The organism is Desulforamulus aquiferis (assembly GCF_030577015.1).
In the GTDB taxonomy this organism is placed as follows: Bacteria; Bacillota; Desulfotomaculia; order Desulfotomaculales; family Desulfotomaculaceae; genus Desulfotomaculum; species Desulfotomaculum aquiferis.
Genome location: NZ_JARPTC010000014.1, coordinates 48,664 through 73,427, shown reverse-complemented (window position 1 = coordinate 73,427; position 24,764 = coordinate 48,664). Strand labels below are relative to the sequence as shown.

At 41.7% G+C, this 24,764-nt stretch carries 27 protein-coding genes and 2 riboswitches; of the genes, 26 read left to right on the top strand and 1 reads right to left on the bottom strand.

Features of this window, described 5'->3' with window-relative positions:
* The first annotated feature begins 14 nt into the window (after positions 1–14).
* The 22 genes from P6N53_RS10035 (at position 15) to P6N53_RS09930 (ending at position 19,567) form a co-directional block, all read left to right on the top strand.
* Complete coding sequence (locus tag P6N53_RS10035) at positions 15–1,019, top strand: 4Fe-4S dicluster domain-containing protein (RefSeq protein ID WP_304542718.1); 1,005 nt, start codon at positions 15–17, stop codon at positions 1,017–1,019.
* Between the two features lie 22 nt (positions 1,020–1,041).
* On the top strand, positions 1,042–1,875 hold the full coding sequence (locus P6N53_RS10030; RefSeq protein ID WP_304542717.1) for an FAD/NAD(P)-binding protein: 834 nt from the start codon (positions 1,042–1,044) through the stop codon (positions 1,873–1,875).
* A 357-nt stretch (positions 1,876–2,232) separates the two neighbouring features.
* Positions 2,233–3,159, top strand: a complete 927-nt coding sequence (locus tag P6N53_RS10025) for a methyl-accepting chemotaxis protein (protein ID WP_304542716.1) — start codon at positions 2,233–2,235, stop codon at positions 3,157–3,159.
* A 35-nt stretch (positions 3,160–3,194) separates the two neighbouring features.
* Positions 3,195–3,419, top strand: coding sequence for a FeoA family protein (locus tag P6N53_RS10020; RefSeq protein WP_304542715.1), 225 nt, complete (start codon positions 3,195–3,197; stop codon positions 3,417–3,419).
* Positions 3,420–3,442: 23 nt separating this feature from the next.
* Positions 3,443–3,670 carry a FeoA family protein gene (locus tag P6N53_RS10015; RefSeq protein WP_304542714.1) on the top strand — a complete coding sequence of 76 codons (228 nt, stop codon included), beginning with the start codon at positions 3,443–3,445 and terminating at the stop codon, positions 3,668–3,670.
* 14 nt (positions 3,671–3,684) lie between these two features.
* Positions 3,685–5,580, top strand: coding sequence for a ferrous iron transport protein B (gene feoB / locus P6N53_RS10010; RefSeq protein WP_304542713.1), 1,896 nt, complete (start codon positions 3,685–3,687; stop codon positions 5,578–5,580).
* Between the two features lie 32 nt (positions 5,581–5,612).
* Positions 5,613–5,864, top strand: coding sequence for a hypothetical protein (locus P6N53_RS10005; protein ID WP_304542712.1), 252 nt, complete (start codon positions 5,613–5,615; stop codon positions 5,862–5,864).
* A gap of 435 nt (positions 5,865–6,299) precedes the next feature.
* Positions 6,300–6,605, top strand: coding sequence for an HMA2 domain-containing protein (locus P6N53_RS10000; protein WP_304542711.1), 306 nt, complete (start codon positions 6,300–6,302; stop codon positions 6,603–6,605).
* 3 nt (positions 6,606–6,608) lie between these two features.
* Positions 6,609–7,112 (top strand): HMA2 domain-containing protein, encoded by a 504-nt coding sequence (locus P6N53_RS09995; RefSeq protein WP_304542710.1) that lies wholly within the window; start codon positions 6,609–6,611, stop codon positions 7,110–7,112.
* Positions 7,113–7,130: 18 nt separating this feature from the next.
* The gene (locus P6N53_RS09990; protein WP_304542709.1) at positions 7,131–9,236 is read left to right on the top strand and encodes a heavy metal translocating P-type ATPase; all 2,106 of its coding nucleotides are present in this window, start codon (positions 7,131–7,133) and stop codon (positions 9,234–9,236) included.
* On the top strand, positions 9,233–9,832 hold the full coding sequence (locus tag P6N53_RS09985; protein WP_304542708.1) for an HMA2 domain-containing protein: 600 nt from the start codon (positions 9,233–9,235) through the stop codon (positions 9,830–9,832). Before P6N53_RS09990 ends, P6N53_RS09985 begins: the two co-directional genes overlap by 4 nt.
* Before the next feature lie 20 nt (positions 9,833–9,852).
* Complete coding sequence (locus P6N53_RS09980) at positions 9,853–10,065, top strand: hypothetical protein (RefSeq protein WP_304542707.1); 213 nt, start codon at positions 9,853–9,855, stop codon at positions 10,063–10,065.
* Positions 10,066–10,223: 158 nt separating this feature from the next.
* The gene (locus P6N53_RS09975) at positions 10,224–10,460 is read left to right on the top strand and encodes a FeoA family protein (RefSeq protein WP_304542706.1); all 237 of its coding nucleotides are present in this window, start codon (positions 10,224–10,226) and stop codon (positions 10,458–10,460) included.
* Positions 10,461–10,534: 74 nt separating this feature from the next.
* The gene (locus P6N53_RS09970; RefSeq protein ID WP_304542705.1) at positions 10,535–11,227 is read left to right on the top strand and encodes a DUF2325 domain-containing protein; all 693 of its coding nucleotides are present in this window, start codon (positions 10,535–10,537) and stop codon (positions 11,225–11,227) included.
* A 436-nt stretch (positions 11,228–11,663) separates the two neighbouring features.
* Positions 11,664–12,266 (top strand): DUF3793 family protein, encoded by a 603-nt coding sequence (locus P6N53_RS09965; protein WP_304542704.1) that lies wholly within the window; start codon positions 11,664–11,666, stop codon positions 12,264–12,266.
* Positions 12,267–12,596: 330 nt separating this feature from the next.
* Complete coding sequence (locus tag P6N53_RS09960; protein WP_304542703.1) at positions 12,597–12,839, top strand: TlpA family protein disulfide reductase; 243 nt, start codon at positions 12,597–12,599, stop codon at positions 12,837–12,839.
* A 243-nt stretch (positions 12,840–13,082) separates the two neighbouring features.
* The gene (locus P6N53_RS09955; RefSeq protein ID WP_304542702.1) at positions 13,083–13,487 is read left to right on the top strand and encodes a coiled-coil domain-containing protein; all 405 of its coding nucleotides are present in this window, start codon (positions 13,083–13,085) and stop codon (positions 13,485–13,487) included.
* 142 nt (positions 13,488–13,629) lie between these two features.
* Complete coding sequence (locus tag P6N53_RS09950; RefSeq protein ID WP_304542701.1) at positions 13,630–14,670, top strand: stalk domain-containing protein; 1,041 nt, start codon at positions 13,630–13,632, stop codon at positions 14,668–14,670.
* 269 nt (positions 14,671–14,939) lie between these two features.
* Complete coding sequence (locus P6N53_RS09945; protein ID WP_304542700.1) at positions 14,940–16,106, top strand: HD-GYP domain-containing protein; 1,167 nt, start codon at positions 14,940–14,942, stop codon at positions 16,104–16,106.
* Positions 16,107–16,249: 143 nt separating this feature from the next.
* Positions 16,250–18,004, top strand: coding sequence for an aldehyde ferredoxin oxidoreductase family protein (locus tag P6N53_RS09940; protein ID WP_304542699.1), 1,755 nt, complete (start codon positions 16,250–16,252; stop codon positions 18,002–18,004).
* A gap of 186 nt (positions 18,005–18,190) precedes the next feature.
* Entirely contained in the window at positions 18,191–18,880 is a 690-nt protein-coding gene (locus tag P6N53_RS09935; RefSeq protein ID WP_304542698.1) for a GntR family transcriptional regulator, read from the top strand.
* A 72-nt stretch (positions 18,881–18,952) separates the two neighbouring features.
* The gene (locus tag P6N53_RS09930; RefSeq protein ID WP_304542697.1) at positions 18,953–19,567 is read left to right on the top strand and encodes a chromate transporter; all 615 of its coding nucleotides are present in this window, start codon (positions 18,953–18,955) and stop codon (positions 19,565–19,567) included.
* Between the two features lie 55 nt (positions 19,568–19,622).
* Here the strand turns inward: P6N53_RS09930 and P6N53_RS09925 are convergent, their stop codons facing one another.
* Entirely contained in the window at positions 19,623–21,242 is a 1,620-nt protein-coding gene (locus tag P6N53_RS09925; protein ID WP_304542696.1) for an ABC-F family ATP-binding cassette domain-containing protein, read from the bottom strand.
* An 807-nt stretch (positions 21,243–22,049) separates the two neighbouring features.
* On the opposite strand from P6N53_RS09925, the gene P6N53_RS09920 reads away from it, so the two are divergent.
* From P6N53_RS09920 to P6N53_RS09905, 4 genes are all read left to right on the top strand, one after another.
* Positions 22,050–22,229, top strand: a complete 180-nt coding sequence (locus P6N53_RS09920) for a BBE domain-containing protein (RefSeq protein WP_304542845.1) — start codon at positions 22,050–22,052, stop codon at positions 22,227–22,229.
* Positions 22,230–22,462: 233 nt separating this feature from the next.
* A riboswitch (molybdenum cofactor riboswitch) is annotated at positions 22,463–22,580 on the top strand.
* Positions 22,581–22,658: 78 nt separating this feature from the next.
* The gene (locus P6N53_RS09915) at positions 22,659–23,162 is read left to right on the top strand and encodes a hypothetical protein (protein ID WP_304542695.1); all 504 of its coding nucleotides are present in this window, start codon (positions 22,659–22,661) and stop codon (positions 23,160–23,162) included.
* A 17-nt stretch (positions 23,163–23,179) separates the two neighbouring features.
* Entirely contained in the window at positions 23,180–23,500 is a 321-nt protein-coding gene (locus P6N53_RS09910; protein WP_304542694.1) for a DUF3909 family protein, read from the top strand.
* A gap of 14 nt (positions 23,501–23,514) precedes the next feature.
* A riboswitch (molybdenum cofactor riboswitch) is annotated at positions 23,515–23,632 on the top strand.
* Between the two features lie 84 nt (positions 23,633–23,716).
* Complete coding sequence (locus tag P6N53_RS09905) at positions 23,717–24,742, top strand: molybdopterin-binding protein (RefSeq protein WP_304542693.1); 1,026 nt, start codon at positions 23,717–23,719, stop codon at positions 24,740–24,742.
* Positions 24,743–24,764: the final 22 nt, after the last annotated feature.

The following is a 24,764-nucleotide window of genomic DNA, read 5'->3' as shown; positions in this document are numbered from 1 at the left end:
TGAGGTGAAAAAGGATGATCCTAAACAAAGGCGAACTTGCCAAAATACTAGATAAACTGGCAAGAGAATACCGAGTCATAGCGCCTGTAGAAAAAGACGGACTCATACAATATGGCGCCATCAAGGGCGGAGAAGAAGCCTGTCTAAACAATAGCAACACCAAAAAGCCGGGTAAAGAAATCCTTTTCCCTCAGTCCGAAGAACTGTTTAACTACACAGTTGATGCTGAAGGAGTAAGGACCAAAGAAAACATCGACGCCACCGGGACAATAGTATTCGGCATGCGGCCCTGTGACGTCAAAGCAATACTGCTTTTAGACAACGTATTCAAAAACGACCAATACGAAGACGTATACTACCTGACCCGCCGGGCCAACACCCTAATCGTGGGACTAGGCTGCAACGAGCCAGGCATAACCTGCTTCTGCAGCAGCATGGACTGCGGTCCCTTCGCCAAAGAAGGCAGCGACATATTCCTGACCGACATAGGGGAAGCCTACGTAGTAGAAGGCATAAGCGAAAAGGGACAAGAACTGCTGGGAAAACTGGGACTTAGCGAAGCAGGAGAAGAGGCCAAGGCAGAGGCCGCCAAACTCCAGGCAGAAGTTAAGGCCGATGGCAGCATTAATATTGAAGGCCTGGCAGAAAAACTAAACGGCATGTTTGAGCACAGCTACTGGGACAGCCTGCATGAAAAATGCATCGGCTGCGGAGCCTGTACCTACCTATGCCCCACCTGCCACTGCTTTGACATAGCGGATGAGGCCACCGACTGCAGCGGCTGCCGGGTAAGAAACTGGGATGCCTGCATGTTCCCGTTATTCACCCTGCATGGCTCCGGGCACAACCCGAGAACCGGAGGGAAAGCCCGGTGGAGACAAAGACTCATGCACAAATTCAACTACTTTGTAGATAGATACAACGCCACCGCCTGCGTTGGCTGCGGTAGGTGCATCAAAAACTGTCCCGTAAACCTGGATATACGCCAAGCCTTGGCAGACGTCCGGGCAGTGGACTAGCGGAAGCGAGGTTGGAAAAGAGATGAGAAACCCTTATCTACCGCTGCCGATGAAACTGGTGAAGAACTTCACCGAGACATCAGACAAACTAATACACACCTTCACCCTGGAGTATTTAAACGAGCAGGATGCAGAAAGCTTTAAATACGAGCCGGGACAATTTGCGGAGCTAATGGTATACGGCAAGGGAGAGGCGCCCTTTGGCATAGCCTCCTCCCCCACCGAGAAGGGCATACTGAAATTCTCAGTGGCCAAGGTAGGAGTAGTATCCACCGCCCTGCACATGCTGGAGGAAGGAACCATGGTAGGAGTGCGTGGTCCCCTGGGCAACAGCTACCCCTTGGAGCAGCTAAAGGGCAAGAGCCTGACCATCATCGGAGGCGGCTTTGCCTTTACCACCCTGCGTTCAACCATCCAGTACATCCTGGACCCTGCCAACCGCGGGGACTATGGAGACCTAAACGTAATCTACGGAGCCAGAAACCCGGGGCTGCTGCTGTACAAGGATGAGCTGGCAGCCTGGGATGCCAGGGATGACATCAACCTGGTAACCACCATTGACCGTGAAGTAGAAGGCTGGAACGGAAGAGTGGGCTTCATACCCACCGTGACCAAAGAAGTGGCACCCAAGACCGACTATGCCATCATCTGCGGACCCCCGGTAATGATTAAGTTCACCCTGCCTGTGCTGGTAGAGTGCGGCTTTACCCCGGACCGGATCATCATGAGTCTGGAGAACAGAATGAAGTGCGGCATAGGAATGTGCGGCCGCTGCAATGTGGGCAGCAAATATGTCTGCAAGGACGGCCCGGTATTCACCAAGGAACAGCTTGATAAGCTGCCTAACGAATATTAAAACTAGATTGGTATTACAAAACACATCGATAATATCGGTGTGTTTTGTAGTTTATGGTTATATCTAGGGGGATTAGGTGAATAAAAATAGAAGAAAAGCGTAATTAAAGAGCCATTATTAATAATATTTCCTTGACATTGATAAAGAGAATCATTATCATATAGTTAAGCAGTGGTAAATGTAATGACAAAAGAAAGAAATATTAAATATATATTGACAACGATAATCGTTATCGCTATAGTTTAATTGGAAACAATAACCTTATTCGTGAAGATAGAGGTTAACAAGGCACAAATCTATTTTTTTTAACTAAATAGCGATAATGATTATCGGTTTCATAATGAGGAGATGTAGATATTGGGTCTTTTGGGAATGGCCTTTAAAGGGAAGTTTGAAAGCAAAAGCACACTATCCGGGTCATTAAGAATAAAAGAAGTTGTCGAATTGGATACTATAACCCGTGAGATGGCTGATTTTAACAATAGTTTAGTTTGCTCCGGTGAAGAAATACATAACATGGTTTCGGAGGCTACAGAAACAGCCCTTTGCAGTCAGGGTATGGTGGAGGAATTAAGTAAGCACGTAACAGAAGTTATCAAACAGGTGGGTGATACCAGTTCTTCCTTAAAAATTGCCAAGGAATTTGCTGAACAGGGCGTGGCCAGCCTGCAAACAGCTAACATAGAGATGGAGGCAATTCAAGAGCGTGTACTTGCCTCTATAAAGATTACTTCCCGGCTCCAGGATGATATTAAAACCTTGGGTGATATGCTGCTGGCCATTAAATCCATCGCGGATCAAACAAAATTATTAGCCCTTAACGCTTCCATCGAGGCTGCTCGGGCCGGAGAGGCAGGTCGTGGATTTTCGGTGGTGGCCCAAGAGGTTGGCAAATTAGCAGTTAAAAGCAAAGATACAGTTGATTTCGTAGCTGCTACCCTGGGTCAGGTAAGAAAGAACACCGAAGTTGTGGTGCAGGGAATGTCTGAGGGGTCTAAGGGTGTTCAAAGTGGAATGCAAATAATATCCCAGGTGAATAATCTTTGCCAGACAATAGTTGAACATATGAGTACCAGCGTGGTAGCTGTGGAAACTGCCTGCGGCAGTGCCGAAGCTTTGGAACTTGGAATGGGCGGGGTGCAGTGCATCGCTGAGGAGATAAAGCAGGTAACTGAAAAATGTGCTGATATTAGTGGACAGAGTTCAAATGTGTTATCCAGCCAATCAAATTGTGTACAGCAATTACAAACAAAGCTGTCCAGAATGCAGCTGCAATTGGGCTAGCTTAAATATTTATTATTAAAGGAGGTTAGGTTCCTATGATTAAGCCATTATCCTTTATAAAACAGGGAAGAGTTGTTACTATCCAGGATATTGCAGGGTGTCCCCAGCGCAAGCGTCACCTAGAGGAGATGGGTTTTATCCCAGGCACTCCCCTGGAGGTTTGCCGATGTTGTCAGCAAGGCCCCCTAGTTGTGGCCATTCGCGGTGGAAAGGTGATGCTTGGTGAGGAAATGGCCAAAGATATCATGGTCAGGCCATAATACTATTAAGGGGGCTCTAAAAGATGATCACGTTAAAAGATGTAAAGCCGGGACAGACAGCAATTGTTGACAGTGTTAAAGTAACAGGCCAGGCCAGGGGACGTTTTATGGCTATGGGAATAATGAAAGGGAGCAAGTTAAAGGTTATAAAAGTGGCTCCGTTGGGTGATCCCATTGAGGTGCTGGTGAAATCCTACAACTTGTCTTTTCGGAAGGCTGAAGCTGAACAAATCATTGTAACTTTGGGTTAAGGAGGATTTACATAATGTCAGCCATAAATATAGCTTTAACAGGAAACCCCAATACTGGAAAGTCTACTATCTTTAACGCTTTGACAGGGGCCAGACAGCATATCGGCAACTGGCCGGGGGTTACCGTTGATAAAAAAATTGGTCAACTAACTAAAGGCAATAAACAGATAAATATTATTGACCTGCCGGGAACATATAGCCTTAGTGCCTATTCCTTGGAAGAAAAGATTGTTAAAGACTATCTGACGGGTGAAAAACCCGATATGGTGGTTAATGTGGTGGATGCCTCGAATATTGAACGAAATCTATATTTAACAGTACAATTATTAGAAATGGGAATTCCCACCCTCATTAACCTAAACATGATGGATGAGGCAAAGGCTAAGGGCTATGATATAAACCTTAAACTCCTTGGGCAGCATCTAGGTGCGCCGGTTATTTCCTCGGTGGCCACCAGTAAAAATGGCTTACAGCCGCTGATAGATTCCCTCGACCCAGGAATTGTGGCTCAAAACAAGTCTGCCGGCAGTCCAATGTTGACCGAACATATCAACCAGTTAGAAAAAATAAGAAATTCTAATCAAGATATCGATGTAATTGAGGAAGAAATTATCGAAGCCCGTTATCTGTTCATCAATAAAGTACTAGAGCAATCCCTGGTAATCAATGAGGGTGTCAAGACTTGGAATGATAAATTAGATAACATACTAACTAACAGGTTCCTTGGAATCCCCATATTCATTGCCATTATGTATACTATGTTTCAGTTTACCTTTAGTTGGATTGGCCAGCCAATAGCTGACATATTGGATGAATTTATTGCCGGTCCCATGACCGAAGTTGTTGAAGGATCATTGGTAGCAGTGGGAGCTGCCGAATGGATGCAGTCCCTGGTAATCGATGGCATCATCGGTGGGGTTGGTGGTGTACTGGTCTTCGTACCCCTGATATTCACATTGTTTTTACTGATAAGCTTCCTAGACGGAACAGGCTATATGGCCAGGGTTGCCTTTATTATGGATAGGGCCATGCGCAGGATTGGTTTGTCAGGCAAGGCTTTTTTACCAATGCTGATTGGGTTTGGGTGCACTGTTCCGGCCATCATGGGAGCTAGAGCCCTGGATACTGAAAGGGATCGTAAGTTGACCATATTAATTGCACCCTTCATGTCTTGCGGTGCCAGATTGCCCGTATATGCATTGTTTGCCGCCCTGTTTTTCCCAGGCAGCGAAAGCATAGTTGTTCTCTCCCTGTACCTGCTTGGCATTGCTATTGCCATTATGATGGGCTTAATTTTAAAAAACACTTACTTCAAGGGAGATGCAGACCCATTTTTGATGGAACTGCCACCCTACCGTATTCCTACTTTAAAAACTGTCTTAATTCAGACCTGGGAAAAGGGCAAGGGCTTCCTAATCAAAGCCGGTACTATTATCTTCAGCATGTCGGTGGTTATTTGGCTCCTAAGCAGTTTTAACCTTTCGGGACCGGCAGAAATCCAAGAAAGCTTATTGGCTACCATCGGTGGTATAATTGCTCCCCTCTTTGCCTTCCACGGCTTTGGTTCCTGGGAGACTGGTGTTGCCGTACTAACAGGTATATTAGCCAAGGAAGCAGTGGTATCCACCCTAGGTGTAATTTACGGTATCAGTGAGTTAGCTGAAGAAACAGTGGAAGTTGCAGCCCAGTTGCAAGCATCCATTAGTGTAGCGTTCTCCGGTCTTTCTGCCTATGCGTTCATGGTCTTTACCCTGCTGTACACTCCTTGCATGGCAGTTATCGGTACAGTAAAAAAGGAACTTGGCTCCTGGAAGTGGACTTTATTTGCAGCAGGCTATCCCTTCGCCTTGGCCTGGATCGTTTCTCTACTTATTTATCAGATTGGTATGCTGCTGGGATTTGGCGGCTAGTTAGCAAGGATACCTTTTTGGAGGTGTGAAATATGGAAAGTATGACAGGGATGTTAGTTACAGGGATTTTGGCCCTGGGCATTGGATTCATTACCATTCAGGGATTACGTAAAGAAGCAGCCAATATTAAAAACGGCAGTTGTTGTGGATCGGGCGGTTGCAGTTCAGATGGTTGTTGCGGAGGAAGTTGCAGCGGCAAGGGAAGTCACGGTGAAAATCAGCAGAATGAATCCGAAGAAAAAAATACCCTTAGCCGGTTTGTCTCACGTTTATTAAAGGTATAAGTGAGGTGATAGCCCTGTCAGAATTAAGGGAGGCGGTGGAAAAACTTATACAGATCCACGAAGAGATGAAAGTTAAATCTAAGACCCTAGATATAGCTTTAGAAGAGTATATTAAGACATTAAATAATACAGGGAAAAAATGCTGCTAGAAAAGCTGGCATCAATGGGAAGAATTTGTTTTTTAATGGAATAATTAGAGTTGATAATGATAATAATTATCATTATCAACTCTAAGAGTAGGTGATCCTGTTAGAACCTTCAAAATCAAAGCTGAGTCTAGGGATGTTAGCTTCTCTGGTCCTTTGCCTGACCTCCTTACCCCTTAGCAGTAAGGGACATAAAGCAGCAGGGATAATTTTCTCTGGATTATCCTTTGTGCATATTCATCATTACCGCAGGGGTTTGCATAGGCATCTGAGGAAGGAGAGGGACAGGATGAATAATATACTGGAAGAGTTAAGCGGATCATTAAGGAAAAAGATGCTTCAACATGTTGCCGGAGTTCAAGTTTTACATTACATACCTGGACGGGTGAGAATTTACTTCCGGCAAATATACAATAGCCCAGCTAAAGCCGAGGAACTGAGAAATTATTTAGGCGGCTTTAAGGAGATTAGGAGCTTTACTGTAAATCATCAAACAGGTACGGTGTTGATTGAGTATTCTCCCGAAGCTGTGGCCGGCAATAAATTTCTGCAAGAGATAGAAAAGCTAATTGTTAGCAGGTATGACAGGAGGTGACCCATGAGTTATTTGGCAGGGCTAGCCCTAGGCAGTATGGCGGCTGAACAAATGCGCAAATTTGCTGGTAATGGGGATATAAAATTAGTACATAGCATTTCTGGCAGAAGGCGCTATTATGACGGCAGAATTAAGTGGGACAATGGTTATGCCAAAAAGATTGAAAGTTACTTAACAAAGGTAACAGAAATAAACAAGGTCACCCTTAATAGACTAACCGGCTCAATAGTAATAACATATAGTTGCCCAGAAGAAACTGTAGACAAAGTATTCAGAAAATTCGGCGGCTTTCCTGGAAAGGGTAATGTAAGAAAAAGGGTCCATTTTATCTTTAGTCATATAAATAAATCCTTATACAGGACAACCGGAGGGAACCTGGATTTACCCACTTCCTTAGCGGGAATTTTTTTAGTCCTGGGATTAAGCAGAACAATAAGGTTGAAGCAATGGCCCAACGGGTCCCAAATGATGTGGTGGTCCTATAATCTTCTGAAGAAAGCCCACTAATTCATGGAAGGTAACTAAATGAAGTATACGAAGTTATGTATCAAAGTAAGTGGAGGATTAACAAAGCCACAGAAATCCCTTTTGGAAGCCAAGCTTAGGTCCTTGCCGGACGTGGTTAGTGCCTATATAAATGACCAAGGAATACTACAGGTGGCCTGCATGACTTCAAAATCAGCCGGACTTGTAGTTAAGTATTTAAAAGCATTCAGGATCAGCCCTAGGGAGAATGTCCCAGGTAATGCTGAACTCAAAGAAGAAATATCCAAAAACATGAATGGCTTGCTGACTTCTGCAGTAAGCTTAGCTGGATTGGAGCTGGTTAAAAGGATAAGCCCGGCAGCCTTTTGTGGAATGTATGCTGCTAGAAGCGCCCTGGTATTAATTATTTCTAGAAATTTTCTGATGAGCGGACTGAAGAGTTTATTTACAGATTTAAGACCAAATGCTGACACCCTGACAGCAACCGCTGTTGTTGCCTCAGTCCTGGGAGGAAGGCCTGAATCCAGCTTGACCATTATTATGCTATCTAATGCCGCAGAGCTGCTGACTGTCTATACCGCTGAAAAAACTCGCAGCCACATTTCTAGGATGCTAAAACTGGATCAGCAGATGGCCTGGAAAATTGATGCCGAGGGACGAGAAGTAAAGGTTCCCGTTGAATCTTTGCAGATTGGTGATAGTGTTTGTGTACATACAGGAGAAAAGATTTCCGTTGATGGAAGGGTAACTGAGGGCAAAGCTTCGGTAGACCAATCCTCCATTACAGGTGAGTATATGCCTGTGGAAAAGACGAACGATGATGTGGTGTATGCCGGCACCATTGTAAAAAGTGGGTTTTTAAGAATTCTAGTCGAAAAGGTTGGCGATCAGACAGCCCTATCCAGGATTGTTCATCTGGTTGAAGAGGCACATACCAGAAAGGCGCCTGTTCAAAGCTTTGCGGATAAGATATCCACCATGCTGGTACCCCTATCCTTTGTAACTGCTGGTTTGGTATACGGGGTAACTAAGGATTGGCAGCGTGTGTTAAATATGCTTTTTATTGATTATTCCTGCGGCTTAAAGCTATCAACCTCTACAGCTATTTCTGCTGCCATAGGACGGGCAGCCAGTAGGGGAGTGCTGATCAAAGGGGGCAACTATGTTGAATCCCTATCCAACATCGACACGGTAGTGTTGGATAAAACCGGCACAATTACCGCCGGAAGGCCTGTGGTGGTGGAGGTGGAAACAACCGGAGATGCCAACGAGCAAGAAGTTTTGCTCTTGGCGGCTGCGGCAGAATACCACTCAACCCATCCCTTAGCTACCGCTATCCTATCCCGTGTAAAAGAGGCGGGGTGGCAAATCCCCCCCCACGACAGCACAGAGACAATTGTTGGCAGGGGGATTAAAGCATATTTACCTCAGACTGAGGCTATTGAGGGTGGACTGGTATTGGTGGGCAGCTCTGCCTTTATGAATGAAAGCAAGGTAAGTAATGAAATATTTCAAACTATAGAGGCAAAGCACAGGGAGCAAGGGCGTAATGTGGTTTATGTAGCCAGGAAAGGACAGGTTCTGGGTGTTTTAGCTATTAGCGATCCCATCAGACCAAAAATGAAAAAATCAATTAATAAGCTGAGGCGCTTAGGCATTGATGAAGTGGTAATGCTGACGGGTGATAGTAAAAAGGTAGCCATGCAAACAGCCAGTAATCTTGGTATTGACTCCTATCAGGCGGAAGTTATGCCCCAGGACAAGGCACTGCTGGTAGCAAGGATGCAGCGCGGCTCCCAGGTGATGATGATAGGTGATGGAATTAACGATGCCCCGGCCCTGGCATTTGCCGATGTTGGTGTGGCTATGGGGGGCAGCAGGACAGATGTTGCGGTGGAGGCGGCGGATATAACCATCAATGTGGATGATCCCTTGTCGGTGCCCGAGACTTTAAGTCTGGCTAAACAGACCATGGGTATCATTCGGCAGAATTTTGCTGCCACCATTACTATTAATACAGCAGCCATTTTACTTGGGGCCATGGGAAAAATAAATCCCCTGGTATCTGCCCTAATCCACAATATGGCCACCATCGGTGTAGTGTTGAACAGCACCAGGATACTGATAAAGGGGAACAGCAGATGAGTGGTAAAGGTTATGAAATCAGGCACTCCTTACCCGGAAGGCTGCGATTATTGATTACACAAAATGTTGAATTGGACAACCTCGGTGCAACGCTGAAGGTATTGCCGGGTGTTACCCAGGTGGGTATTAACCATGTCCTTAAAACAATGCTGATCTGTTATGAGCCTGAACTAATTGATCAGGCGGCAATCCTAAACACCATAGCTACACAAGACAAAGTTAATAAAAGTAGTCTATACCCTAACCCCGATATTAATAAAAAGGACCTATTTTGGTCTCTGCTGGCAGGGGCCTCTCTCTTAGCCGCCTATGGCTTAAGAAGGAGTAATGAAAGCCGGGTGGAGGAACCCAATAAAAGGGTAAATCATCTGGAATACCTGGCGGCGGGGATTACAGGCTATACTGTTTTGAGCCACCGGGATATGGTTAATTGCGGGAACAAGTCGCTGCACCTGGATACCCTGGCCGGCCTTTTCAGCATCTTCTCCCTGGAACGGGATAGGGCCTTGATGGGTATGTTTGTCACCTGGTTCTTAAATTTTATAGAGATCGTCTTTGGCTGGCCAAAATACAACAATAAATGTGCAACCTTATAAAAGGATATGGAGGTCAAAATATGTTTAATAAAGCAGACTTTTGGATTGGCCTAGGAGTAGGCCTGGTAACCGGCGTATTGGGCTATAAAGTAATTACCGAAAATAAGGATAAAATAAATACTTTACTGGAGGCCCCCAGGTTAGAGGCAGGGGATATTCAACTGGAGGAATTAATGAGGCAGAAGGAGCGCTTGGAAGATTTGATTGCGGAAAAACAAGTATCACCTTCATAAATATTACAGCTTGGTCATGCAATCCCCGGTTAAGTCAGTATTAGACTTGCCGGGAATTTTTTTACTAAATAGGGTTGACCAACACAGTTATTTACATTAAAATATAACCAGTTAATGATAATGATTATCATTATTGATTATCCATTGGAGTTATTCTCATGGTCAAAACCTTGGGACAGATGCGGCCAGGTGAAATTGGTACGGTATTAGCAGTGAATGGCAAGGGTCAGGTTCATCGACGTCTCATTGACATGGGCGTGGTGCCAGGAGTGTCGGTAGAAGTAAAAAAGTTTGCGCCATTAGGGGATCCCATTGAAATTAAAATCAGGGGTTATCACCTATTAGTAAGAAAAAACGAGGCTGAAATGATTAAGCTGGAATTACAGAATAGTTAAGAGAATAGGAATTGACCTGAAGATTGAAGTTTGTACATAAGGCAGACTCATACCAGTATAAGGAGATGATATCTATGCTATCACAGACAACCAAAGCTAGTTCCTTTGAAGAAACCTATAACCTACTGCGGCTGTGGGAGAGTGACCTTGGACATTGTTGTCCTGTGATAGGTCACTGCTTAAATCTCTTTGAAATGGCAAAAGCAAACAACCCCTCAAGCCATAGCTCCTGGGAACAGGAAAAGCGGAAGCTGCAACAAGAAAATGAAGAATTAAAGACCATCCTGGATACTGTTGATGAGGACTTGAGTGAGTATGAGGCTAAGGTTAAAGGTCTGGAGGATGAAAATCTAAAACTACTGTTTATCATTGACCAGTTGCAATGTAAATTAAGGGAAATAAAAGATCAATATTACTCCCAGCAGTACAAAGCAGATGAATTTGAAAACTGCAGTAAGGACTGTACAAACTTCGAACTTTGTTCAAAAAGGATACTAATTGTTGGGGGCATAACAAAAATTAAATCAGCTTATAAGGATTTAATTGAACAAAAGGGTGGGGAATTTGATTACCTGGATGGATACATGAAGGGCGGAGAAAGAGTCCTTGACAATAAAATAAAAAGAAGTGATTTGGTGCTCTGTCCTGTGGATTGTAATAGCCATAATGCCTGCGTAAGTGTCAAGAAGCTATGCAAAAAGCACGGAAAACCCTTTAAAATGCTAACATCATCCAGTATCACGGGAATAACGGAGGCTATCCGATAGCTAACAATAATGTTGGTTTGGCTCAGTTTGGTCCGAGGAGGCGGTTTTACTTGCTTAAACCAGAGTTTATCAAAGGGGTGAATGACAGGAAGTTTACACGAAAAGTAAAATGCATCATCTGTCGCCAGCCAAGTGACAACGGTAAATTCATGTGCCGTAAGTGCGCAGAGGAGATCAAGGTAAAGGAGCGTGGAGGGGGCGACTTAAGATAGATATTATTTTCTTACTACAAAAACCTGAAAGGAAGTTCTGCGGGTGAACCCTTTTAAGAAATATCAATCTTGAAAAGGGTTTCTTGTTTTTGAACAGGAGATATATTAGCTGCCAGCATTTACCTCTTTTGGACAAATACTTTTATATTGACAATGATAATGATAATCAATATCATATAAGTAGTTGATATAATGGCAAATAGGCAGAATGAGGAGTGTTGGTATTGCTGGATAAAGGGCTTAAGGTCAAGTTTTTTGAGGCCTTAAACAGGTTGGAGGGAAAAGAATATATTTTGTCAGTTATAGCTTTTCGGGCCGCGCCAACTTTAAAAGACAAAAAACCATCGTCCCTTATTTCTTTTAATAACAGAGGAAAAGATACCCTAAACCTATGGAAACAATACAAAAAAGAGATCTCCCTAAAGCTAAACCTGCAATATTTTGAGCTGAAAGAAGGAGATGGCAGTTTGCTAGTACTATTCTATAGGACGAAAATGCTCAATTGGTATGTCAGCAACAGGCGCAGCCTGCAGGTGCTGGCTAACATGGGTTATGAAGAAGCAATGTCCCTGGAGCAGAAGCTGCAAGTGTTAAAGACGAGGTTTACTGAGCTTTGCCCCCATGAGGTCGGTATATTTTTAGGTATACCAGTTGAGGATGTGGAAGGCTTTATTAAACATAAGGGTAAAGCATGTCTTATGTGCAGGTACTGGAAGGTTTATTCAAATCCCCGTCGTGCCCAATATATGTTCAATGTTTACGACACAGCGAGGAATAATGTTGCCATTGCCCTTGTTAAGCAAGATAAGGTTTGTGAGCAGATGTAAGTTTAAATACTCAAATTCCAGCCAATGCTGGAATTTGAGTATTTTTATTCAACCAGATACTTAAAGAAGTGTTAATGACTAATTGGACAAACACAAGATTGATTATGGGACAGTAATATATAATCAGGAGGCTAATACTGCACCTCCATATATGACATGGTATAATTATATCAATATTCACTTACCATTAAACCAGCAGCACCAGCGGTGATATAGCCACACAGGGGTATTGTACTGGTCACAATGCCTGGACATACTGGTAAAAATGGGGTGATGTAATCGGACTGCTGACCCAGTACTAAGGAGTACTTATCCCGCCACCGGTCGGTGGTGCAGCAACTAGAAAAGAAATACCGTGATCAAGTTAATTTTGCCTGGATTGATACTTCCCTTTATAGTGAGACTGAATACGATCAATTAAAGAAAATATCCCAGGATATGAAAGTGCAAATTCCTCCGGCACTGGTTCTGCTGGACGGTGAGGGCAATGTTTTACATCGGTGGCTAGGTGAGCTAAACAGTCAGGAAGTCAGCAAAGCCATAGAACAGGTGATAAGTAAACGCCTGATTTAGAGATATTACTGGCAGGAAACTTTGGTTTCTCATTATTAGTAGCCTTGGACTTCTGTATTGAAAAAAGCCACCAAATTTGGACCTGTTGCTGAGGTTATGCAGTAAATTAGTGGTGGACATGCTCCAAAATGGTGAACAGACAATTATGAATTTCCCCCAGTTCTATGTAATTTTATACTATAATTACATTAGAAGGTCTTAATTGATGAAGTGAAGCCTAAGGAAATGGGGGGGGAGAATAATATGCAGAATAACGAAATTGCCGAGTTGCTTAGAGGGATCATTAAGGAAGAAATGCAGACAGTTCGTAAGGAATTACGGCAGGAATTAAAGCCAATAAATGAAAAGCTCGATACAATTGAAAAGGGACAACGATCCCTTGAAGAAGGACAACGATCCCTTGAAGAAGGGCAAAAATCCCTTGAAGAAGGACAACGTTCCCTTGAAGAAGGGCTACAGTCCACAAATGAGCGGATGGATAACCTGGAGCAGGGCATACTTGACTTAAGACGGGGTCAAATTAACTTAGAAAAAGGTCAGAGGAAGCTACAGAAGGACGTTACGCAATTAAACAAATCTGTTAATGCTATTTGGGATGATATTCTAAAGCTTGATAATCGTCTAACTATTAAAGAAAAGAAGCTTTGACCTGGTATACGGATATGAGTAGTCAACTTTTATAAAAAAGCTGAGGGAACTTCTGTGGGTGAAACCTTCTGAGAAATTACGATTTCTTAGAGAGGTTTTTTGTTTTTATATAGGTTACAACTTTTGTTAAAGGGGGGTTAAGATGAAAAAAATTGCATTCCTATTACTAGTTGTAATATCCTTTTGTCTTATGACCAATCCGATCTGGGCAAAACAGGACGAACTGCCTAAAATTACGGCACCAACTAATTTGCGGGCGGAAGTTGATCTTGATGCATCACAGATTAAGCTGACCTGGAAAGATAATTCAAAAAATGAAACAGGTTTTATTATTGAAAGAAAAACTTTAGACAGTAGCTATTCGGAAATAGCAAAGGTTAAAGAGGATGCTACCTCTTATATAGATTCTGAGCCTTACAATAACACCAAGCACTTCTATAGAGTAAGGGCTTATAATTCCGAAATTAATTCGTCCTTCTCCAACGAGGTAAGCGCCATTATGGGTAGTATCCCTGTCGCACCGTCTAAATTAACCGCCGAGACTGTGACGCCTTTGCAAATTACCCTGACCTGGTTAGATAATTCCAAAAACGAAACAGGTTTTAAAATTGAGAGAAAAAGACCGGGTGAAGGTTATAAGGAAATCAAGACCCTTGGTCCAAATGTTACAGCTTATACTGATAGCAGCTTAGCTAATAAAATCAAATACTCCTATAGGGTGAGGGCATATAATAACGCAGGTGAGTCACCCTACTCTAATGAAGCTAATGCCACCACTGGTGACCAAGACACAATCATCAGCCTGATAATAGGTCAAAACACATATTATGTTAATAGCAAGCAAAAAACAATGGATACCGAACCAATCATTAGAGACTCCCGAACTTACCTACCTATACGTTATGTGGCAGAGGCTTTTGGAGCCAAAGCAGCCTGGGATAATCCTCAGCAAAAGGTTACTATAACCATGAAGAATAATGTAATAGAACTATGGATCGGAAATAACACAGCTAGGGTAAATGGCCAAGCTAGGCTAATTGACTCCAGCAACACAAAGGTAAAGCCTATTGTCGTCGAACCGGGGAGAATTATGCTCCCAATTAGGTTCATAGCTGAAAACATGGGGTGCAGTGTATACTGGAACCAAAATTCAAATGAGGTAACTGTAGTCTATTCACCTTAATAATGTTGGATGACTAATCAAATATACAGGATGATATAATAGGTCCACTTTCAATTTTGAAATGTCGGAGTAAATACTTCGACATTAACTAACCCTCCAGAATTAATTTAGGGGGTTAGTTTTGTTAGGAGTGTGAAATATTTAACTTGACAGCGATAAAGATTATCATTATCATTACCCTATAAGTTGGTATATTTTAACTAGCTAATGTGGGTTAAGCCAAAATATTTTAAGGGAAATACAACACATGAGAAAAAAGAGGTGCCGAAATGTCTTTGCAAACTGGAATACTAAATGCAGTAAATGCTAGTTTTTACTCCAACACCAATAAATCTGAACTAATAAAAAGGCTTCGTGAAATGCAGTTTATAAATGAAGTCTTAATAACACTGATTAAAAACAATGACATGGACAGTACTCTAGCAGCGATTTTAGATTTGGCTATTCAAATTACAAAGAGTGAAGCCGGTGGCGTATTATTAACGGATCATTTTACCAAGGAAGCTAGGATTATGCTGGTTCGAGGAGATCTAAGCGACGGCCAATTTCAGAGCATTCTTGATAAAGCTGAATTTATAAGGAAGTCTGGGGCAGTAAAGGATGTAATTTCATTAAACAATACCAGTAGCTGTTTCCGAGAGATGCTCAAGGCAGATCCTGAGCTACTATCCTTTATTTCTGTACCACTGATAGTAGAAAGAAAGGCTATAGGAATTTTAGTATTAATGCATAGGAAGAATTCTGGGGATCAGGAGCATTTGGCAAATTACTTACCCCAGGATATTGCTACTATTTCTGTCTTTGCTAACCAGGCAGCATTGGTACTGCATAATACCCTTTTAAAATTAGAAAATGGTAAGAAAGAAGTTTTTTTAAAAACCATTGAAGCATTGGTTACAGCAATTGATGCCAAGGACAAATACACCCGCAATCACTCTAAAAATGTGGCAAAGCTGGCTGTTTCCCTTGCCAGAGGGCTAAAACTTAGTAATCAGGAAATTCAAAGTATTGAATATGGGGCATTACTGCATGATATCGGTAAAATAGGAGTCCCGGAAGCGATCTTAAATAAAAACGGTAAACTGGAAGAGGATGAATATGAAAAGATCAAGAAACATCCCGTCATTGGTCTGGCAATATTACAGCCGGTAGATTTTTTACAGAGTACCAGCTCGATCATACACTATCACCATGAAAGAATGGATGGTAAGGGTTATCCCACTGGTATAATGGGTGAAAATATTCCCTTTGAAGCTCGTATTGTTTCAGTTGCGGATGCCTGGGATGCTATGACTTCAGATCGTTCTTACCGGAAAGGAATGCCTATGGAACAGGCACTGGTTGAATTGCAAAGGCATGCAGGAAGTCAATTTGATGAGTATATGGTAAAGGTATTTACAAGGATTATCACAAAAAATCCTGGATTATCGGCATGAGTAAATTAAAGTAGGCCTTAGGCATTAGTAATATACTGCCTAAGGCCTACTTTAATTTTTAATAAACTACTATAAGGAGATTACCTAGAATAAAGGGTGCATAGATACAAATAATAAGAAAAATTAGAAAAAAGGTGATGTGTATGAAGATTTACCGGGTTAATATGACTAAATTAACAGTGACCAGTGAAGGTGTTCCTGAAAAATGGCATAAGCTGGGTGGGAGGGCTTTAACCTCAACTATAATAGCTGAGGAAGTAGAACCAACCTGCCACCCCTTAGGAAAGAAAAATAAGTTAGTATTTGCTCCAGGTTTGTTAACCGGTACAGCTGCAGCAAACTCTGGACGTATGTCTGTGGGTTCTAAGAGTCCATTAACAGGAGGAATAAAGGAGAGTAATTCTGGTGGATCAGCCGCCCAGAAACTTGCCAAGCTAGGAATTAAAGCTCTTATAATTGAAGGAAAGCCTGAAGATAATACATTTTACAGCCTGCATGTTGATATTAGTGGAGTAAAAATTCAGGAAGAAACAGAGCTTGTAGGTAAAGGAAATTATGAGGTTATAGATAAGTTGTCAAAAAAGTTTGGTGATAGAATAGGTGTTATCACAATTGGACAAGCGGGCGAATACAAAATGTCTGCCGCCAATATTTCAATCAAAGATTACCATGGCTATATCCGCAGTGCAGGACGAGGTGGGCTTGGAGCGGTTATGAGCTCTAAAAAAATAAAGTATATCACCATAGATGATCAAGGCGGGCCAGGTGTGCCTATTACCGATAAAAACAAATTCATGGATGCAGCCCGAATATTTGCTAAAGGTTTAAAGGAACATCCTGTAACAGGACAAGGACTGCCAACCTATGGTACTAACGTTTTGGTAAACATACTTAATGAGGCCGGCGGGTTGCCCACTAAAAACTTCAGAATGGGTCGTTTTGAAGGTGCTAACAAGATCAGTGGGGAGACGATGTATGAGTATATAGTGGACCGTAAGGGCAAGCCTACCCATAATTGCCATGCAGGCTGCGTAATCAGCTGTTCCCAGGTTTATAATGACAAAGATGGTAATTTTGTTACTGCCGGCTTTGAGTATGAAACGATATGGGGCTTTGGCGCGGTATGTATGGTGGATGATTTAGATATTATCGCCCAGGCCGATCGTATCTGTGATGATATCGGGATTGATACCATAGAAACAGCGGTTGCCATTTCAACAGCTATGGAAGGTGGCATCATACCCTTTGGAGATGGGCAGGGAATGTTGGGACTGCTTAGGGAAATCGGAAAGGGAAGCTATCTTGGGCGAATTATTGGCAACGGAGCTGCCTTTACCGGCAAAGCCTTCGGTGTTGATAGGGTAGCAGTTGTAAAAAACCAGGCCATCCCAGCCTACGATCCAAGGGCTGTAAAGGGGATCGGGGTAACCTATGCAACTACACCCATGGGTGCTGACCATACAGCCGGTTACTCCGTTACCCATAATGTCTTAAAGGTTGGCGGCCATATTGATCCTTTGGTTAAAGAGGGAAACATTAAACTATCCAGGGATTTGCAAATCGCCACAGCAGCTATAGACAGCGCTGGCCTATGCCTTTTTGTAGCCTTTAGCCTATTAGATAAGCCAGAGGTCTATCAGGCCATGATAGATCTTATTGACGCTAGAATAGGTCCCAACACCACAGAGGATGACATAATAGAATTGGGCAAATATGTCCTGGGTGTTGAACGAAAATTTAATGAAGCAGCTGGTATCAACAAGGCCGCTGACAGGCTGCCAGAATTCTTTGAAGAGCCTGTGCCGCCCCATAATGTTGCCTGGGATTTTACAGCTGAGGAATTAGATGAGGTATTTAACTTTGTTGATGGGGAAAAGAAAGAACTACAATATTGCTAGCAAAGAAACAGATCAAATAATAAGCTGCTAGATTCAGAAGGGATCTAGCAGTTTTAATTATAATAATATACACTAGTGAACAACAAGCTAAGCTCCACCCAATAAAAAATATTTATTTTATGAAGGAATATTACATAGGCCATCGAATATACTGGTATACCAGTACACCATAAAGGGAGTGAAAATATGGTAGAAAACTGTCTACAGCCCATTGAAAATGAGCCCTATCCTCAGATAAGGGAAAAGGTATATGAGCGATTACGCCAGGCAATGATAAAAGGTCTGCTAAAGCCTGGGGATCGTTTGGTGGAGCGTAAGTTGGCCGAGCAGCTTGGGGTGAGCAGAACACCGGTAAGGGAAGCTATACGTATGTTAGAGTTAGAGGGTTTAGTGGCCCATCTCCCCAGGGTAGGTTGTGTGGTATCCCAAGTAACAGATTCCGAAGTATTAGATATATATAGAATCAGGGCTGTACTGGAAGGTTTAGCTGCACGCATGGCAGCTGAAAAAATAACTGAAGTCCAGCTACAACAACTAATCAAATATATTGAAGCAATTGAGGAGCTGTCAAAGGATAAATACTTTGAAAAACTTGAAAAAATTCATCAGGATTATAATGATTTAATTTACCGGGCTGCAGATAGCAATCGTTTATACGGTATGATTACAACCTTAGTAGATCATATCACCAGGTATACCAGGGTTGGTTACTGCCATCCAGGTCGTGTTGAGGAAGCTACAAGGGAGCATCGCCAGTTGGTAGAAGCCATTAAAATTAGAGATGGAGCCTTAGCTGAAAGGATTGCCAGGGAGCATATAGATAACTCTAGACGAGCTTATTTCAATGAAATTGCAATTCAAAAAAGTAAACTTTAAAGGCTGTTTATAACGTAATTTAAATTACCCAACATTGGTATACCGTATACCAATAAGAAAGGTGTGCTTTTAATGGATTCTAAACCAATGGATATCGGAGCTCCTACTAAAGAAAAAGCTCAGGCAGCCGTTGCTGCAGCGGCAGTAGCTGTACCTCTCTATATAGCACTGTGGCAGTTATTTGTCGCCTTTGCCAAGGCTAATATCTTTGGCTTTGGAGGTGGCCCCTCTGTAATACCCTTAATTCGACATGAGGTGGTTGATAATTATAAATGGCTGACAATTGAAGAGTTTACGGACTCACTGGCCATGGGAAATGCTTTGCCTGGTCCCATAGCCACTAAAATGTCAGCCTACGTGGGTTATAAAATTGCCGGAATTGCAGGTGCCACCTCTGCAATAATAGGAACAGTGCTACCAACGGCCCTGGCTATGGTTGGTCTGGCAAGTCTATATTTCAAGTATAAGGATGCTCCACAAATGGTTGGTGCACTAAAGGCAGTTCGTCCCGTGGTGGTTGCACTACTTATACAAACAGTTTGGGATATGGGATTCAACTCTTTTCCTATCCCAGTCACTTGGATTATTTTGGCCATTACCCTGTTAGCCATATTTTGGCTGGACATTCACCCTATTATTTTAATTGTCTCATCCATGCTGTTTGGTATAATTTTCTTAGCCCATTAGAACAATAAATGGAAGGGTAAGGCCTAATAGGCATAAACCCTTCCATTTATTCGTATTAGTTTTCATAGAAAGTAAGTTGCTGTTTTTTAACGTCTTCATTTTCTAGATATTCATCATAGGACATTTCGCGATCTATAAGACCCTTTGGTGTAATCTCTATAATTCGGTTTGCTATGGTCTGTACAAACTGATGATCTTGGGATACAAAAAGGATTGTATTGTCGGACTTAATCAAACCATTATTAAGGGCAGTGATAGACTCCAAATCCAGGTGGTTGGTAGGCTCGTCAAATAATAACACATTTGCTCCGCTTAGCATCATTCTTGCCAGCATACAGCGTACCTTCTCCCCACCGGAGAGTAACCTAGCACTTTTCTGAGTTTCTTCTCCCGAAAAAAGCATTCTGCCTAAAAAGCCCCTCACGAAGGTCTCTTCCTGGTCCCTGGAAAATTGACGAAGCCAGTCAACCAGATTTAAATCAGTATTGAAATAACCAGTGTTATCCTTTGGGAAGTAAGCCTGGGTAGTGGATATGCCCCACTTAAAGCAATTATCACTATCTGCAGTTATTTCGCCCATTAATACCTGAAAAAGTGTCGTTTTTGCCGGGCCATTGGGACCCACAAAGGCAATCTTATCACCTTTATTTACAGTAAGGCTTACGTCCTTTAATATTTTTTCGCCATCTATTGTAACACTTAAACTCTCTATATTAAGGATTTGGTCACCGGCCTCCCGATCCGGCTTAAAATCAATATAGGGATATTTGCGGGAAGAAGGCTTGATATCCTCTAGGGTTAACTTTTCCAATTGTCTTTTCCTTGAAGTAGCCTGTTTGGCCTTGGAAGCGTTAGAGCTAAATCTCTCAATAAATTGTTGCAGGTCCTTGATTTTTTCCTCTTTTTTCTTGTTGGCATCCTTGGCTAATTGCAGGGCCAACTGACTTGATTCAAGCCAAAAATCATAATTACCTACATACAATTGAATATTGCCAAAATCAATATCTGCAATATGGGTACAAACCTTGTTTAGGAAGTAACGGTCGTGGGAAACAACGATAATAGTATTTTTAAATTCATAAAGGAAATTTTCCAGCCAGGAAATGGCTTCCAGATCAAGGTGGTTGGTTGGTTCATCTAACAATAGTATATCCGGATTGCCAAATAAGGCCCTGGCCAGCAAGACTTTTAGTTTTTCAACCCCGCTCAATTCCTTCATGGTCTTATAATGAAGTTCTTCGTTAATGCCCAGACCGTTTAATAAACGGGCGGCTTCGGTTTCTGCATCCCAGCCGTTTAGCTCCGCAAATTCACATTCCAATTCAGAGGCTCTGATGCCATCTTCTTCTGAAAAGTCGGGCTTTGCATAAAGGGTATCCTTTTCTTCCATTATAGAATAAAGCCGGGCATGTCCCATAATAACAACCTTTAAGGTTTCATACTCATCAAATTCAAAATGATCCTGCTTTAGAACTGCTATGCGTTCCCCGGGAGTAATAATTACTGAGCCTGAGCTGGGTTCTATTTCCCCCGCCAATATCTTTAGAAATGTTGATTTACCTGCTCCATTGGCACCGATGAGTCCGTAACAGTTTCCAGGTGTAAATTTAATATTAACATCTTCAAAGAGGGCCCGTTTTCCAAAACGAAGGGATAATCCTTGTGTACTAAGCATTAAATACCAACTTTCATGAAATATTTAGTTGAAGCCAACAATTTCTAATTATATCATAAATACTTCATATCAGACAAAAATAATGCCAATGAGTTAATTTTGCAAAGTTTTTGAAGATAATAGCCCATAGACATAGAAATAGCTAACCATACTTCAAATATGGTTAGCTATATTCCTATTAAAAAGCTGATTATTCACCCCTAGTACAAGGTCTTGATGGAGTGCTTAGAAGTAACAGAATAAGGATTAGAAAGATAAGAAATGCAGGATCATAAGATCCTCCGCATCCTCCGCCACCGTATGAAAAACCCATTTATAATCCCCCTTTGCTAGTAGATAGTACATTGTATGGAAATATGAATTAGTTGTTACAAGTATAAAAAAATAACTAGCCACTATATATGTGGTTAGTTATTTTTGGTCAGCCGGCAGTTTGAAATATTATTAACTAGCACCATAGTAACCAACGGGTGTACTTAGGAGTAACAAAATAAGGATCAGAAAGATAAGAAATGCAGGATCATAAAACCCTCCGTATCCTGAGCCGCCACAGGAGTATCCCATGTGTAAATCCCCCTTTGCTTTAGAATAATACATTATATGGTAAATTAAATTTCAATGTTACATTTAGTAATCTTTTTTAAGACCAATTCAGTAGTGTGCAAATAAAAGTATTATTATTTTTTAATAAATTTAAAAAAATAATAATGGTAATATACAGCCTTTTACTACAGAGACGCAAAGTATATATTGGGAATTCAGTCTGTATGGGAAGAGCCGGCATTCAAACCGGAAAATATACTATGGGTGCAAGATAAATTTGATTTTCTCAAAGGGATCACCACTGGTTCATATATAAATTTTCCTTTCAGTCCTCTAAAAAATTATGAAGAAGCTTACTTTGGTAAAAATGCAAATATCCTTAACTATATAAAAGCTATATATGACCCACTAAATGTTTTTAACTTTCCCCAAAGTATTAACTAGGAGAGAGGAATTTAACTGCGCTCATAGAATAAAACTGTATAGTATAAAAATATGCTTTTTATTTAAGAATGGATATATTACCACCTAAATTGAATGATTACTAAAATTTCTAACAAATTTCTCTTTTTGGAACAAGATAAATTCCATAATGGAACAACTGTCTAGAAATAGAATCATAATTGTAATAAATATGAACATTTTTCCTTGGTACGATTATTGCAATTATATTTCTTAATTCAAAATAACTCCGAGCCGTTTGCTCTAAGGCAATAGCTATGATCTTGCGGCCGTTAGGGTTTACTGAGAAATTGGTAAGCCTCCCCTGTGGAAAGGAGTACGGTAATACTTGGCCAAAAATGCCAGGATCTGCCTGCTTCTTAGCAGAGATCCTGGCTTTATTTTTTTCATGAACAAAGCTGAGGTGATAAAATGGCTAAAGTAAAAGACTTGTTGGATGCTGAGGCTAATAGCTTAGCAAGTTACCTGGAAAAGGTTAAGGCTAGTATGGAAAGAATTTTAGAGTTAAGGAATTTTAGAGGGCAAGCGGAGGGGATGGAGCAGGTTGAATTGGACAGGTTAGTCAACCTCAGTGAAAGCTATTATGACGACATAAATATTCTTCATAAAGATGTTAGTTATCTATCTAAGAAACGAATAGAAGGAAAAATTTATCTGGCCCAAAATGGTTTGTACCGGATAGATGGTGTTAATATTGATTTGAAGGAAGGCTATCCAATTGAGCTCTTTATAGAAGTCGAGGGGGTAGCTACCTGGCAAATTGGAAGGCTTATACGAGAGCACTCAAGTAATAAATATTGCTTCCTCGGAGAAAGTAGTAAGGGCTATTTACTAAAACCTGGGATGCTGGCAGCTATTCGTTTAGCAAGTCTAACTCATTCTCAGACTGACAGTTGCCAAGGTCATCAAGTTTAATATGGGGGTATTTAATAATGCTAGAAATAGTTGAAATATTAGCAAAACAGCTTGAAGGAGTTGAGTTGCAACAATTTACCGATAAACAAAAGGTATTATTTAAAAACAACTATAATTGCAAGCTTTACTTCTTTGAGTATGGGCTGAACCAAGACGGGAATTTAATAGTAAAAACAAACCGGAATAATTATAATAATCTATTGTATTACATGGGACTTGATGGTAAAAGCACTACGATAAAAATGAAAATCGAAGTTGAAGAGACCGTCATTGTCATTTATGGTATAGAGAACGAGAGGGTGTCCTCCTTGGCTAAAAAATTAGACTTAGTTAGTTAAGCGTTGCATATAACTTAATATTTTGTCTCCGAGCCGCTAGATCTAAGGCTGCAGCTAAGATCTCCCGGCCGTTAGGGTTTACTGAGAAATTGGTAAGCCTCCCCTGTGGAAAGGAGTACAGTAATTAACCTTGGCAGTGAAAATACCAGGGTGCTGTTTATCCATCCACAGCACCCTGGTATTTTTATTTTGACCTAACACAAGGGAGATGGGTTTATGAAAATGGTATCGGTTCAAGAAGCGGTGGGAATGGTCCTTTGCCATGATATTACACAAATTATCCCGGGTAAATTTAAGGGTCGGGCATTCAAGAAGGGACATATAGTAACCTTTGAAGACATTCCCAAGCTATTAGATATAGGTAAACAAAACTTATATGTATGGGAGATAAATAATGAGCTTATCCACGAGGATGATGCAGCTCTAAGGATTGCCAGGTCGGCTGCTGGAGGTGGTATAGCCCTTACTGAACCAAAGGAGGGCAAGGTAAATCTAGTGGCCAAGGAAAAGGGATTGCTTAAAGTAAACACAGAGGCCCTTTATAGTATTAACGAGCTTGAAGAGGTAATGTTTGCAACCATTCATACTAACCAAATAGTTGAGAAGGATAAGATTCTGGCAGGAACTAGAATCATCCCCTTAGTTATTAAGGACGACAAAATTCGCAATATTGAAGCAATATGTCGAATGAACTACCCTCTGTTAGAAGTTAAGCCCTTTAAAGCTTTTAAAGTAGGTGTTGTAACAACAGGAAGTGAAGTCTATCACGGACGCATAGAGGATAAATTCGGACCTGTAGTCACAAAAAAGATGGAAACCTGGGGGAGTTATGTCTTCAAACAAATTTTTGTGTCTGACAGCACAGATATGATTGTTGATGCAATCAACCAATTACTTCGAGAGGGGGCTGAGATGATTACAGTTACCGGAGGCATGTCAGTGGATCCCGATGATTTGACTCCTGCCGGTATCAGGGCGGCAGGAGGACGCATTGTAACCTATGGTGCACCAACATTACCAGGGGCTATGTTTATGGTGGCCTATATAGGAAATGTTCCTGTCTTAGGTCTGCCTGGCTGTGTAATGTACAGCCGCAGCAGCATTTTTGACCTGGTGGTCCCACGGATTCTCGCCGGTGAGGAAATAACCCGTAAGGATATCGTGGCCCTAGGTCACGGTGGACTCTGTGTTAACTGTAAGGAATGCAGATATCCTGACTGTGGTTTTGGTAAAAGTATTTAAAAAAATTTGAGGCTCAAAGCCT